Annotated in this window: 12 protein-coding genes and 1 pseudogene; 4 read left to right on the top strand and 9 right to left on the bottom strand. The window is 53.6% G+C overall.

Annotated features, from left to right (window positions below; all coding sequences use genetic code 11):
- Positions 1 to 71: 71 nt before the first annotated feature.
- The 5 genes from AC07V8_RS22480 to AC07V8_RS22460 form a co-directional block, all read right to left on the bottom strand.
- On the bottom strand, positions 72 to 2684 hold the full coding sequence (locus AC07V8_RS22480; RefSeq protein ID WP_494680281.1) for an AAA family ATPase: 2613 nt from the start codon (positions 2682 to 2684) through the stop codon (positions 72 to 74).
- A gap of 348 nt (positions 2685 to 3032) precedes the next feature.
- Entirely contained in the window at positions 3033 to 3371 is a 339-nt protein-coding gene (locus tag AC07V8_RS22475) for a hypothetical protein (protein ID WP_494680280.1), read from the bottom strand.
- Between the two features lie 51 nt (positions 3372 to 3422).
- Positions 3423 to 5249 carry a relaxase/mobilization nuclease domain-containing protein gene (locus tag AC07V8_RS22470; RefSeq protein ID WP_494680279.1) on the bottom strand — a complete coding sequence of 609 codons (1827 nt, stop codon included), beginning with the start codon at positions 5247 to 5249 and terminating at the stop codon, positions 3423 to 3425.
- Positions 5233 to 5598: a plasmid mobilization protein gene (locus AC07V8_RS22465; protein WP_494680278.1), complete on the bottom strand. Its 366-nt coding sequence runs from the start codon at positions 5596 to 5598 to the stop codon at positions 5233 to 5235. The genes AC07V8_RS22470 and AC07V8_RS22465 overlap by 17 nt, the downstream gene beginning before the upstream one ends.
- Positions 5599 to 6288: 690 nt before the next feature.
- Entirely contained in the window at positions 6289 to 6798 is a 510-nt protein-coding gene (locus AC07V8_RS22460) for a cyclic-phosphate processing receiver domain-containing protein (RefSeq protein ID WP_494680277.1), read from the bottom strand.
- 336 nt (positions 6799 to 7134) lie between these two features.
- On the opposite strand from AC07V8_RS22460, the gene AC07V8_RS22455 reads away from it, so the two are divergent.
- From AC07V8_RS22455 to AC07V8_RS22440, 4 genes are all read left to right on the top strand, one after another.
- A complete protein-coding gene (locus tag AC07V8_RS22455) occupies positions 7135 to 7407 on the top strand; it encodes a hypothetical protein (RefSeq protein WP_494680276.1) in 273 nt (90 codons plus the stop codon).
- 235 nt (positions 7408 to 7642) lie between these two features.
- On the top strand, positions 7643 to 7954 hold the full coding sequence (locus AC07V8_RS22450) for a hypothetical protein (RefSeq protein ID WP_494680275.1): 312 nt from the start codon (positions 7643 to 7645) through the stop codon (positions 7952 to 7954).
- Positions 7955 to 8004: 50 nt separating this feature from the next.
- Positions 8005 to 8709 (top strand): metallophosphoesterase family protein, encoded by a 705-nt coding sequence (locus AC07V8_RS22445; RefSeq protein ID WP_494680274.1) that lies wholly within the window; start codon positions 8005 to 8007, stop codon positions 8707 to 8709.
- A 27-nt stretch (positions 8710 to 8736) separates the two neighbouring features.
- Positions 8737 to 9801, top strand: a complete 1065-nt coding sequence (locus AC07V8_RS22440; protein WP_494680273.1) for a GSU2403 family nucleotidyltransferase fold protein — start codon at positions 8737 to 8739, stop codon at positions 9799 to 9801.
- 102 nt (positions 9802 to 9903) lie between these two features.
- Here the strand turns inward: AC07V8_RS22440 and AC07V8_RS22435 are convergent, their stop codons facing one another.
- The 4 genes and pseudogenes from AC07V8_RS22435 to AC07V8_RS22420 all read right to left on the bottom strand — a co-directional run bounded on the left by AC07V8_RS22435 (position 9904) and on the right by AC07V8_RS22420 (position 14334).
- Positions 9904 to 10536 (bottom strand): hypothetical protein, encoded by a 633-nt coding sequence (locus AC07V8_RS22435; protein WP_494680272.1) that lies wholly within the window; start codon positions 10534 to 10536, stop codon positions 9904 to 9906.
- Positions 10537 to 10632: 96 nt separating this feature from the next.
- A pseudogene (locus AC07V8_RS22430) lies at positions 10633 to 10818 on the bottom strand (transcriptional regulator); the annotation flags it as partial.
- Between the two features lie 560 nt (positions 10819 to 11378).
- Positions 11379 to 12830: an integrase gene (locus AC07V8_RS22425; protein ID WP_494680271.1), complete on the bottom strand. Its 1452-nt coding sequence runs from the start codon at positions 12828 to 12830 to the stop codon at positions 11379 to 11381.
- A gap of 346 nt (positions 12831 to 13176) precedes the next feature.
- Positions 13177 to 14334, bottom strand: a complete 1158-nt coding sequence (locus AC07V8_RS22420; protein ID WP_494680270.1) for a tyrosine-type recombinase/integrase — start codon at positions 14332 to 14334, stop codon at positions 13177 to 13179.
- Between the last annotated feature and the right edge of the window lie 27 nt (positions 14335 to 14361).

The raw sequence follows: 14361 nt of genomic DNA, 5'->3' as shown, positions 1-14361 counted from the left end.
CCATGTAAGAGATAAGACAGGATACCGCCAGCTACACAACTAGTTCCCTCTTCTTACGGCAGATTTCATCTTCATGCCCTTGCCTTGGCGACTTCGCCCTGGCGCTTGTTGACGACATCCCGCCAACTAGCCAGTCGCTCGATGTCTTCGCCGAGCTCATCGGGGTCAGGGACCGGCAGTCTCCCGACTGCCGCCGCTGCATCATGCTCGAACTTCGAGCTCTTGGTCATGCCTGCTTCGATTTCTCGATAGTCGTCGTCTGTCACGACCACTGACTTGAGTCGTTGCGTTGACACGCCTTCACCGAACCGTTGAACTGCTCCGTTGAACAAAACCTCTTCGATGCAACGCTCCCACGCAAGGCGCAGCCGACCATAGCAAGCTGCGGTCAAGCGGCGGTGATCGTCGTCGTTGCCTTCCTGCTCGGTCTTGCGAACGATGACCAGCATTTGCCTCAGCCGTGCTAAGCGATCCTTTGTACCCAACACATCGAAGGGAAGGTTTTCGGAATGGACGCCGAAACCTTGCGCAGTCCTCCGGATGTAGTTCTTTGTCAGCGTCGCGCCTACCTCATCCGCTTTCTGCTCCAAGATGCAGAGGAAGTAGATGTCGTGGGTAAAGACGATCACCTGTCTTGTCAAGGATTCGATCGCTAAGCGCTCCGCGAGCTCCCAACGGCGCCGGTGGTCAAGCGATGAGACTGGATCGTCGAACACGAGGCCTCCGCGCTTCTTGCCAAGCTTGATCTCCGCGAGAAAGGATGCAATGGCAATGGCTCGTTGCTCCCCCTCGCTGAGAATGGCCGCAGGCGTCCCGCCGCCAGGTAGTTGCAGAGTGAGCTTGAATTGCGTCTTGCCACCTGGGGATTCGGGCTTCATCACGACTCGGAGCTGATGAACTTTGAGCCGTTTGAACTCTTCGTTAAGGGCATCCGCCAGTTCTTGGCTGGCCGTCGTCCGTGACAGATCGGTCGATTTCCTCGAAATGGCTCGTGTGTCCATTCCATCAATGCAAGCTTGCAGCTTGCGGCAGGTCTCATGCTTGACCATCGCCTCAAGGACGGCAGTCTTAATCTCGCTAAGCCTGCGACGCGCCTCAAGCTCCAGCTTCTCGGCAACCATGGCAGCCCGAATCTTCTCGTCGGCGGTGGCCTCAAGTGTCTTGGCTTGATCCAGCAAGCCGTTAACGATGGCAGCCAAAGCAGGCTGTGGTTCATCCGGTAGCTTAGGAACTTCTTCCCATGGAAGTTTTCCTGCCGCAGCCTCTAACGCAGCCTTTTGGCGAGCGACAAGCCCCTCTTGTATTGAGGTACACGCTGTGGCGAGAGCTGGCTCGATCTCAGTAATCTCTTCAACCAGCGCATCACGGAACATCATGTCCAAAGCGGCTTGCTGAAGCGCTCTGTAAGCCGTCGCAGCTATCTCGCGCGCATCCGTTGCCGCCTTTTCGGCAGCTTCCTTGATGAAGGCGTCGAATCGGACAAGGCGTGCCACCCCTTCCTGTCCGAGGGTGTTTTGGCAAAGTGGACACGTCGCGTCCTCGGGAAGCCCCGGAAACTTATGCTCTGGATGGCTTACCTCGGCGAACGCTCGGGCGGCCGCAAAGAGATCTTTCCACTCGTCTCCTCCGGTACCAGCCAATTGTCCTGGGGTCTGCTTGAACTCGGTTGCGGCTAATTCAGCTGCTACTTTGGCCGCCTTTGACTTCCCAATCAGCATCTGGAGCGTACCAATTTTCTCGTCGGTGACCAACCCGACCGCTCCCGTGATCCGATCCTTCAACGCCGTGAAACGAGTGGCCTTCTGGCGCAAAGTCTGGGCCTTTTGCTTCGGGTCGGCTTCGGACAAAGTTTTGGTCAGAAGGGCAAACCGTTCTTGCTCAACCTCGGAAAGCGTGGACAAAGCCTCGATGTCCTCAGGCTTTGTCTTGGCTGGGATTCCAAGGAGTGCCTTGGCGACAACGGTCTGCTCCTTGGCGAGCGCCGCATAAGCCGCATCGCTCGGGGTGTTGGCCGCTTTTTCTTGCGTGGCACGAACCTTGAGCTTATTGCACGCGCCGACCAGTCCTTCGAGGATGTCCAATCCATACGGGGCGTATGCGAAGTCGCCATGATTATCAATGTAGGCGCGGGCACAATGCGTGTCGAAGATGGAGATGTCCGACAACGGTTCGGGCGGTTGACCTCCATAGCGCCAAGGCAAGTCCGTTGCAGTGCCGTCAATTACGACCTCGAACACAGCTTGGGCAACGCCAACCGTCTTGGGGTCGAGGTTAGCGTCCGGGAGAATGGGCTCACGCCGATCCCTCGCGCGGCAAGCGTGTTTGAACACTCGCGAATAGCCAGACTTCCCGGCACCGTTCTCGCCGTAAATGACGGTCAGACCCGCCAGTGCAATGGGCAGATACCCACCGTTCACCAATGCGTTGACATTGTTCAGATCCTTAATGCCTGCCAGTTGAACGAGACGAGCCGAGTCGGCCGGCGGAGCGACTTGAGCATCCTGAAGCTTCTTGGGCACGCGCCTCTCAGGGTCTGGAATTCCAGCCTCCTCTTTCGCCAAAGCGTAGAGGTCCTCCAAATCGGCCGCATTGAAATTCCGATCTGTATAGAGTCTGACGATGGCATCTTGCTGCCAGGCCGAGAGGTCTTTGGACCAGCCATGGATTTCTTGCAGTATTGTCATCTGCCGTCTCCCGTTAGTACGCAAAGCTAAGCGGCTTATTTGCCGATGCGCAGGACGGCCAGAATGCCGACTTCAACATTGTCTAGCCGCGCCCAAGTTTGGTTATGGCACTGTAATCGGCTGCTTATTACCGAAGGTGGCCGACACTTGCTAGGATAGTATCTTGCCTATTCGCAATATACACAAATTCTCAAGCCGGCATGCGAGGTTTTAATCTAGCGGGGGAGGCGATTGGATGGCGTCGATTAATGCGGATAAGTGGCGGCGGCAGCGCAATTATTTTCATAGACCACCGACACCTGTTTCGAATGGTCACTATATCGACGAATGGATCCGGTCAAATACAATTTATCGGATCTTAGAAACAACTAAGGTCTTCGTGTCGTACCGATATCCCTGCTGTTCCAATTTAATTGCCATGGCATCAGCTTTGACTTGACGTTGTATGTCTTTGCGTAGCAGTTCATGGTTTGGATTAGTTTTCCGCAACTCGTTTTCCAATTTCCGGCGCAACGCAGCCTCACCGTCTACTTGTGCATCAGTGAAGATCACTTTTTTTGTCGCCTGATCGAGTTCTGCCTTCAAGCGATTGGATTGGGCCTCCCATTTACCAATTGCCGCAGCAGCATCCGCTCGATCTGCACGACCGCGAGCAATCCAAAATCCTCCGGAATCAGTATTGGCCATGCCCGATCTCCAAGTGAACTACATACAATATTTACTAACATAAATACATTATCACAATCGATGGCTAGACCGGTCAGATTCCGATGTTGGTGAGTGACCGTGGCCATGGGATTCCGGGGGACTTCGATCAACATAATTTATCTGGGTCGACTGCGTATCATGTCTGTCTTGACGCACTACCTTAGCCACCGCTTCTATATGTGGTTTTGCGCTTACCTTACCTTCAATTGCATCCTGAAGCTCAGTCGGCATTCGCTTTGCGCGACACTCTCGCAGAAAATGTGACAATTCTCCTACCACTAACCCCAATCGCGTGCGGTCGGCGCTAGCGGTGGCGATGATTCGTCGGCAATGAGCGAGGTAAGTTGCCCAGTCTAGCTCATTCTCTGTTTTGGCCAATATCATCGAGCTATTCAGCAGTTTTGATAGGAATCCTGTAGCTTGAGATTTCTTCAATGTGGTCCAGCTCGCTGAGGCTCTTTTCTTGATCTGGTGATATTCTTCGTCGGCGTGGTTTTCAACAAAATTCCTCTGATCCACCTGAATTGTATCGTCGGCGATTTCCGTAGATGGGATTTCCCCGTATTTTGCACGATGTGCCGCAAACTCTTCCTCAGCCCGTGCCTTGACAATGAGAATTTGCCGAATCAATGGATCTTTCTCCTTCTGCGCAATCCGAATAGCCAAATCACACCGTCGTTCAACGAGTAAAAGAAAATCATCCGTTGTCGGTTCGTATCCTGTGACCTTGACGTTCAAAATCTGCCCTTGCAGCCAAGCCCTCCGACGGAAATCGATTGAGCCCGTAGCCACCACCTCCGTCCATCCTTTCTCTCGTGCGAGCTGTAAAGCGGCCTTCACCGCCACATCGGGCGCTCGGTCAAACCGTATCCTATGGCCAAGATCGAAAAACGCCGGCGAGAGACCTTTTTTCCAGGCGTAGGTGCCGCCTTCAAGACGAATAAACAGCAAATCAATAGTTCGACTTCTGCTTTTTTCTGATTTTGGTTCGGCCGTCATCGTTGCGCACAAGGTCGCCTCAGGCTCGCTTTCTTTTCGCTTCTTCATCGCAACGACTAGCGCATGGATCATGGGCATATGCTGGGATGGATCAAAGCCTGTTGTCTTAGCCAGCTTCGCCCACTTGTATTTGCTCCCCAGATCTGAAGCCTTCATTATCTCGCCATCGAGCCGGAACGAGAAGCCATTCATTTTCCCGGTACTGGCCACATTGGGTAGCAACTCGAGGCCGGCTGCCTGGCAGGCTTCCACAAACGCGTCGAACCCGACGGTTTGTATCGCTTTATTCAGGATTGTTTGCATCCGCTCTTTAAGCGAGGTCTGCCCAGTGCGGTTCCTTTTCTCGCGCTCACCTCGATGCTCCCGCTTTGCCGCTGCGGCTTCGTCGTCAAATCCAGGAGTGATTCGCAGCCCGAACTCTCGTTCCAGCTCTTGCGTCGATTGAATCGCGGCTTTCACGTCGTTCCGCCCATGCCACAACTTCGCATCTAGACCTATTCGGCTCAGCACAATATGCACATGGTCATAGTCGGTATCGTCGTGACGAACTGCGACCCACATGTGATTGTCCGTATCTATCTCCATGAGCTGTAAATAACGCTCGCAGACTTGGTGCCATTTGATGCTGTTCAGTCGCTCGCCCTTGGGGAGAGACAGCGAGCAATGCCACACCGGATTTTTTACTTCCGGCCGCTGCCGGCGAGACACAGCAAATTCCGCCGCCAGCTCACGCGGGTTCATTCCGTCTAGGTTCCCGCCAACGATTTCCGCGCGATCAAGCTTGTTGTACTTGCCTGGGCCAAAGGCATATTCCAGCACACCACGAAAACCGTTGCCGCGATTAATCTTGGCTTTCATCGCTGCCTCTCTTGCCAATCAAATCGCGCCGTAACGCCTGCACCTGGTCGCGCACCTCTCTTAGTATTTGGGGTGGATAGCTCGTCGCCTGGCGCGCATTTATCGCGGCCTGATACTGATTCAGATTTGCGGAGAGACGGGATAACAAGGCCCAAGCGTTTCTGTTGATTTCTGGGATATCTGATTTCGCAGACACGACGACCGCACGCAACGCAGCCTCACGTATGTATGTGGCTAGCAGCAATCCGGCCTCCGCCGCTTTGCGCTCAATTAGCGTACGCTCGGCTTTAGCGAGCCGGATCGCAACTACCTTCCGCAGCCCATCGTCGTTATTATCCGTCATCGCCATATAGTGAAAGATCCCAAAATAAAGGCCGGGGGAGCGCAGCGTCCCGGCCAGCCCCGCAGGGCAAGGTCAACTCCGTATGGAGCGTGCGTAGCAGGCGTAATACGGAGTTATACCTTGCTACCAACCAGATTGAGCAATCAATATAAGGTTAGATGCCACCACAAAACAAGATGAGCCACAGTGACCCTAGTTGATGTCGAAATAGATAAAAGCGAGGTCACATTGACCCTGTCGATGGCACATTTGCGTTATCAGCGTCACCGTGACTCTGGCGTGCGTAAAATTTTTGCATATCCGGGTCACATTGACACAAATTCTTCAGGACCTGAGTCACGTTGACCCTGTTTTTTGCGGATGCCGGCGAAAAATAATTTAGATCACGTGGAAGAAATTTTGGAATTTTTTTATGATGTGTTGTTTTTAGTTGAAAACCAAACTGCTCGACTTTGGTCGTGCGGATTTTCCATTTTTTGGGGAATGTAAAATTATTATTGGTGATCGCATTCTGGATGCAGGCGCTGGGGCGAATTGATCGCTGCGCCGGGTCTGGCTTACCTACTGTGCTGGTTCTGACCTTTCCTGAGGGCGTTGACCTTACGGTTCGTGAAGGACCGATCGATGCTTGTTGTCACGGGCAGCACGCAGCCGGTGAATCATCGCTGAGCGACCGTCAGGTTTGACTGTGGACATTTACAAGAAACGTTTCGCGAGTGTTTCAATTGATCGAGCTCCGGCAAGCATTTTTTCGCGTGCCGATGCATTCGCAGAATGGACCGAAATTTTTGGGGGATGGAAATCTCGAGTTGCCACTGCTTCTTCTATCCAGACTATGACGTCGTAACCGGTACCGCGTGTGTCATCTCCAAGATCATGGTCAAGACTGAGTTCAGTCACCCCGCCTGCATTTAGCAAAGCAATAACCTCATCAGGCCAATACGCCCGAATCCATCCTTCCGGTGTCGCACGTTCATCATCTAAAAATATACGCATTATTTCCTCATTTCTGAACTTGCTAGCTATAGAGAAAGTCAGCTTCTGCCTATTGCGGCCCGTCACGGTTGATAGTATATGGTTGCCGATTGGCTTCACTATTAACGGCGCAAAATCAAAAAAGCTAAAATAATTCTTGTATTGCGCCCAAATGGGCGTATTGTAAGCATATCGATTTCCGATAACCGAGCCTCCGGTTTTAGATGGCAAAGGAAGCACAATGATTAATCATTCAAACAACGGTGAGGCAAAGTCCTTGCCGGAGCTTGTGCCTCCTATTACATGCCTGCGATCGCGTGATTAGTGAACTGCCAACCCCAGCGCAAGTGAAAGCGATGCGTGTAGCCGCGAATTTAACTCAAGCGGGTGCAGCTCAGTTCTTCGGTTATCAACTTCGAGGATGGCAAAAAAAGGAGGAATCAGGTCCGAGTGGTCGAGCCTTATCACTTGGCGAATGGCATATGTTGATGCTACTCGCGGGTAAACACCCAGACTTCACTTTGCAGAGAAATTCGGCATGACGACATTAACGGATGGGGGAACAGCATGACGATGAAAACCGTAACTTTGCTCCTGGCGCTCGCGCTGGCCAGCGCGGCCGCTTTGGCCGATGGAGTCGCGCCACAAACGCAGAGTCCAGACGCGCAGAAATGTCGATCGGCCGGAGAGGAAGCTAGGAAAAATCCCAATCCATGCCCGACGAACGATGCGGAATGTGCAATGAAGGTTCAGCAAGAGGCGCAGGTGGCGCAGGTGGCTTGCAAACGAGCGATGGCAGAGATGATGCCGTTGCCATTAGCAGCGACACCTATTCGGTAAGTCCCTCTCAGTAGATTTATCGGATGTTTGCGCGATTGCAAGCGATCTTGGCATAACCGGCTTGAGATGGCGCGACAGGTAGTTTGACAAACGCCGCCCCCTGTAAAAGCTCACCGAGAATCAAACAACTTCATTGAACCAAACGAGGTTGCGTTAAAAGCAGTTAAAAGCAGCTAGTCAACGGCAGCCACCGTTGACTAGCCTAACCAAAAGTCACCTGATAAGGAGGTAACACATGGCTAACGCTATCGTATCATCCCGATTGATTTCGGATTTACTCCATGAAGTGGACCCCGATCTGGAGGACAGTCATCCTGCCTTTACAAAGGCGCTGACAGTTATGTTGCGGCCCGCCCTCAACAGGACCGTGCACGCCCTGAGAGCCCCAGAAAAATTACGGAAGACCATTGATCATCAGAGACGACGGCTGTCTATTTTCCCTGCTAATGTAGCTGCATTCGACTTGTTCGTCTCGAATATGGCTGCTGCGGCCGAGGGCGATTTAGGTGAGATTCTACGGGGGGCACCTGAGTTTTCAGCCATTTGAAAGGTAAGGTGAATATTTGCAGGAACTGGATATAAGAAAGGTGAACGTTTATGGGGCGAATTTGGTTCTGCGGCGACGTGCATGGACGCTTTCAACATGTCATCAACGCGGTCATGGAGCACAAGCCGGCCGCCGTGGTGTTCTTGGGCGACCTGCAGCTCCAGCAGCCGCTTGAACACGTCCTGGCGCAGATCCTCGACCTGACCGACGTGTGGTGGATACCCGGTAACCATGATACCGATACGAACTCAGATTACGATCACCTTTTCGGCTCGACTCTGGCTGATCGCAACTTACACGGCCGCGTTGTAGACATTGCCGGCGTGCGAGTCGCAGGTCTTGGCGGCATCTTTCGCGGGCAAGTATGGGCACCACCCGGGCAATTCGCATTCGAGACGCCCGATGATTTTGCTGCTCGATGCGGCAAAGGCAATCTGTGGCGTGGTGGATTGCCGCGGAAGCACCGCAGCACGATTTTCCCCAGCGACTATTTTCGACTGGTGGGTCAGCAAGCGGATATCCTTGTGACGCACGAAGCCCCGAGTTGTCACCCCCACGGCTTCGCGCAGATCGACGAACTGGCGCGCAGCTTGGGCGTGCGTGCGGCCTTCCACGGCCACCACCATGACCGCCTGGATTACAGCAGCCACCGCGAGCGCTTGGGATTTGATGCCGTCGGCGTTGGCTTCTGCGGTATCACCGACGAAGACGGCCGCGTAATCTATGAACACACAATTTCCTCTCAAAATACATAATTAGATAAAATGAGAGGAAAACCAAATATGGGCAGTCACTTCGAAGAGCTTTCCCCATTGCAAGCCAAAAATTCCATTGATATCCGGCAAATATTTGATGCTTGGCGCGTGGTGTCCGCGCAGTACCAGGCAAATTATGTGGGTGGGATGCGATGGAAGAACGTGAATGGATCGGATTATTTGATCAAAGCGCTCAACCGAACCGGCGGCATGAAAGGCCTGGGACCGAGAAATCCGACTACAGAGGCTGTGCTTCAGGAGTTCCAGGAAGGGAAGACGCGCACTATTGAGCGCCTGAACGTTCTTTCCGCAAGAATCAAGGAAATGAGCGGTGTTGCTAAGGCCGTGGGCATAAACCGAGTACCGAATGTCGTCGCCAAGCTGTTACGAAAGCTCGACGAGCAGGGGATGATCGGGAAAAACATGATGGTGATCGGCACCAACGCCCTGTATGGCTATGAGGCGGCGGCCGGGTGTTTCATTGATGGCTCATTAATGGGGACAACGGATTGCGACTTCCTATGGGACGCCAGATCATCGTTAAAGTTGGCCGGCAGCGATGTCCGTGAGTATGGATTCATGGACCTCTTGCGCAAAGTCGACAGGAGTTTTGAGCCTATCAAAAAGAACTCCTATATCAACAAGTATGGCTTCATCGTGGACTTGATCAAGCCTGCACAGACCCCAGCCTGGAAGAATGAATCCTCAAAAATTGGTGCGCAAGACGAGCTCACTGCAGCTGAAATTCCCAGCCTGAAATGGTTATTGGCCAGCCAGAAGTTTGAGGCAACCGTTATCGGTAACGATGGCTATCCTGCTCTGATGGTGATGCCAGATCCACGCGCGTTTGCCATCTATAAACTGTGGATGAGCCGTCAGCCAGACCGGGGCCCACTGAAAAAAAATCGCGACGGCATGCAAGCGATGGCTCTATCAGAGATGATCAGGGAGAAACTACCGCACCTATCGTTCGCGGATGAATCAAGAATGATTTTTCCAGCATCAGTGCGGGACATCATTGCCGAATTGGATGGTTCACAATCACCAGAGCCGAACGATCCGGACGAAGATCATTCGTTTCGGCCAAGGTAAACGTTTATCACGCTGCCGCACCTGTTCGCCCTCGGCACCACGCTTTGCATGACGCGATCGCAGCCCACATGGGCTGGATGACTTGGATGGCCGCGAAAAGCTCTACGCTCGATTAAGCTTGAAGATTGATGCCTGTCCCATTTTTTCTTGCTGCGCCTTTACTAGCGCTTCCGCTCTTGCGATTCTGACGCCTTCTCGCAAAGACAAAAACGACAATGGTGCGAAGACGGCCGCTGTAAATGCAAGTGTTGAAATGGCTTGTAGGGACGTATGCCACGCTGTTGCTGGTAACAATATCGGTGAAAACGCAAGCGCAAAACAGCCAATATATGCCAGCAGGTAGAATCCTTTTCTTATCAGTCGATTTCTTTTCTTTAGGTATTTCTTTCTGAAAGAGATCTGGGCTTCGCTTGCGGTGGTGAAGTGCTCCAAATAGCCACGGCCAAACACATAATCATTGAGTGAGCGGACCGGATTCCTGAGCTTATTTAGAACATATTCGACCTCAGCAGTGCTCAGCTTCGAATCCCCGGCGAGGGCTTGTAGGCCTTTCTCTCTAAGAAATGGGTGCATATTTGGCGATGTCTCTATTTCCTTAAAAAACAGCAACGCGAACTTAAAGTCTTCCCGAAGCTGGCTACGCCGTATGTGACTTAGTCCATACAAAACGGGTATTAGTGAAGTTATCGCGGTAAGCAAGAGTGCTGCGGACCTTAGCCAAAAATCGTAGTTCATATTTCGAATTCCTTGTTATGGAGGGAAGGGACTAGGCTTGCCATATTCGAGTCTGGCGGTAGTTCACACGATCTAATGGAGGTCAGGGGGTACATCAACTACCGCAAGTCCGCCATAGGCCTCAGCCACAGTGCGAAGCGCCAGCAAGCCAGCAGCACGATCATCGGGATTATCGAGCGACTCCATTGCTGCCTTCAAATACTCGACCGCCAATTCGCGATCGGCGCTCAGTTCGGCGATTTCTCGTTCGTGGTGCGAGACGACACCTTTCAATTTGTTCATACTTGCCTCCGTTTCCATTCCATCCAAAGTGCCTTGGCCTGCTTGATGTTCCACTTTTGAATTAACAATTCCATTTGCATTCCTCCCTAGCGTATAGACAATCCTAAAATGAGGATTGTACGCAACACCTAGCAATCCAAAATCAAGTCGCACGCGTAAGAACGGCAATTCTGACCTTGCCAGCCTCCCGGGCGGTGGACTGCCGGTGTGGGCGATTTGAGTCCGGGCGAAGGCCCGGATGCCCGAAGGGCACCCACACGTGTCATGGGCGCATGTAGGAGCGTTTTGGCCGGCCGACCCGGCCAGCGACGATGCGGCCGCGAGCAGATCGTTGATTAACCCAGTTTCTTTGCTTGGTCTTTGGCTCGGGGATGGTAGTAGCGTTTTAGCATCTGCAGCGTTTTATGGCCGGTGCTGACCTACCCTGATGGCGTTGACCTTACGGTCAGTGAATGACTGACTGATAGCATTGTGCGACCGGCAGTAAGCGACGCGTTTCGGCCCTTCGATGTACACGTCGCTCCGCAAGTTGAAGCGGACATTGGCCGTCGCGCAGCGGCTCAACTGGCTTCAAGCAGATCCACGCACCCCAACGGCAACTCGCGGCTAACCAGCGCGAGAGCCAGGTTAGCCTTCGCGACCAGCTCCATTGGTCTCAGGCCCTGGACATAGTGCCCGTGCGTGACGCGATCCATCCCAGCGCCGGCAAGCTTGGCTACAGTGCGCAGATTGGCCGTGAGTGCTACGCTATCGAGCCGGGCCCCGTGAAGAATAAGGTTGCGCTGCCGGTAAAGCCGGTGAAAGGACTCGCCGATCGCTTCCCGGACGGTCTGCAGCTCAGGACCAGGGTTGGTGAGCAGTTTCTTAAGCCGAGCGACCGCCGCTTGGTCGGCCACGCCGGGCATCTCCGGCATGCGTCCATCGATGATCATTTTAGCCAGTATGCGAGAGCGCTCGCGATTGGTCTGCGCCCCACCAAGCTCCCGGCATTGCTCGGGATGCGTACGCTGAGCGCGATAGGACAATGCCGTGAGTTCAGCACGCGGGAAAGAGCACGTGACCAACGTAGCGAGATTGTCCGCGGCAGTAGCCCGGTCGTTCGGATCGGCGAGCAACCCCTCGATAGCACCCCAGCCGCCCGCAACCGCCGCAGGCGGAGAACTACCTTCCAAGTGGGCCAGCAGCTCCAGCGCAGCGTCCACGCTCTGGCTCGCATCAGTAGAAAAAACGCGGTCCTCGCGAAACAGTTCCTTCACGTCTACGCCTCGGGAGTCCTCTTTCATGGGCGCAGGCGTGGCACTGCCTTTTACCCAAAGCATTGGAGTACGGTTGAGCGGCTCGCCGGTGGCGATCAAGGCGCGAGCGGCGTAACGATCAGACTCGTTTCGTGCCGCCTGTGCCGCACCAATGGCATCTCTGGCTTGCACCTTGAGTACCATAGCCACGGGGGAGCGTACTCCGGCTGTGTCGAAACTGTGTTCTTTTAGCCACGCAGTGATCGCCGCACCCTGCAGCCACGAGGGGGGTACGCCGTTGGGCAGCGCCGGGATGGTGTTGAACGCTAGCAACACATCGAACTCCCGGCGAGGGCTCGCGAACATCTCTGCCTGCAGCGCATCGCAGAGCTGCGACAGGGAGATCGGCTCAGGCGTATTCAGCCGAGCCTTGATGAAGTCGTGCAGGTATTGTCCGGCGAAGCCCGCATCGAGCAGGTGAGCAGCGACGCTGCGTGCGAAGTGTTCGACAGTGAACCTGCCGGCGGCGACTGCCCCTCCCCATCGCGTCAGGTAGTCGGTGGAGATGCGAACGGAGAGCTCACGAATCCCGAAGTGTGCCGCCCCGTCGGCGCGCGGCACCTGCTGCACCTGCTGACGAAGAAACTGTTTTTCGGCTTCAGTCAAAGCAGGATGCACGCCGACCCGCTTCTGGAGCGAGGAGGCCATCCGCTTGATCGCGGCTTCGCTCAAATGCCCTTGTCTCATGGCCGCACAGGCCTCGTACAGCTCTTCCATGGCCAACACGACGCCAATGCCCCACAGGGATCGATACCAAGGCCTCCGCTCCGAGAGAAACTCTAGGAGTCGTACTACAGCAACTTTCTCAAGCGGATTGACAAATGTGAGCATGCGGCGTATTATGCCTTATCAGTCAATAAAGTGTTGACTAACCGTCTATGCGGGGCGCGACCCGGGCGGAAGCGGCAGTTGAACTGCTCAATCCAAATGGCTCAAGCCCCCAGTTTTTGAAGGCCCTGCATAGCAGGGCCTTTTTCTTTGAGCGTCAACTTGCGCAGCAGCGCCAAAGTACGCATTACGTAAGCAGCTGATCCACTTCGCTGCACACAAGGAAAATTCTTGGCTATCCCAATCTAGCCAGCAAACTTTCCGGTTTTAAGTGCGTGTATCTTTTGAGCATCTGCATGCTCTTATGACCAGTAATACTAGCAACTTCCATTGGGTGAAATCCCTTTTCAAACAGACGAGACGTTGCCTCATGCCGCAGATCGTGCCATCGAAGGTCCGCGATAGCGAGCTTTGCCATTGTGCGTTTCCACACACAGATAACTGCGTTTGTCGTGGTATTTAAAATTAGTCCCGTTGGGCGCAATACCAACTGCCCCTGTTCATCTTTAGGATGAATGTTCAATAATGTTGCTGCCGCCCTGGTCGAAATTGGTAGGACTGGAGGCACGCTTTTGTTTTCCGCCCCCCGAGCATCTACCGGGACACGAATCATACGAGCAGAAAAATCGATCCACTCCCAACGAAGCGAAAAAAGTGCACCTTGTCGCAGGCTCGTTTCAATAGCAAGTTCGAAGGCAGGTGCCGCATAAGGATTGCTGCTGGCCTGTAGGCTTGCGCAGATCAACTCGCACTCCCCAGCTTGCAAGCGTCGATCGCGTGCGCGACTACCACCCGGTTTACGTATATTTTTCAGTGGATTGGCGAGCCCTTCCATTCCCCATTCTTTGCGAGCAATTTCATATAGATGATTTATCAGCTGCAGTTCAAGCCTGATCGTATTTTCAGCGCGACCATCACCACGTCTTGCATCACGATAGCAAGCGAAGTCAGCCCCACGGAGATTGGCCAGCGTACGATACGCGAGATCATTTTGAAGCCAACGCTCAATACGACGGCTTTCCTGATATGGATGCCCCTTCATTGGGACAATTTCACGGCGATAGCGCTCTAAGGCCTCTTTTAAGGTAGTTCGCTCCGCCTCGGTTCTATCGATGTATAGACCAGAATCCATTTCCGACTCGATCTGTCGCGCCCATTGCTGGGCCAATTTTTGGGTATCGAACGTGCGATATACGGGCTTACGTCCTTTGCGGCGGACTTCCGCTCTCCAATAAGCGCCACGTTGTTTGATATAGGCCATTCCAGATTCTCCAATTGTTGATGAAACGCTTGGTCTGGATTTTCCTGTTCCGGCAGTTTTCCGGCAAAGGGCAGTTTTTGCCCAAATTGCCTTACCGTACAGACGAAAAAAAAGCACCGCGATGACTCGCAAGTGCTTGATTTCCTTACCCGAATACTG

Source organism: Collimonas sp. GW821-FHT02H07 (assembly GCF_059421505.1).
Note: the sequence above shows the minus strand (reverse complement) of the source record. Positions and strands in the feature narration are given on the sequence as shown.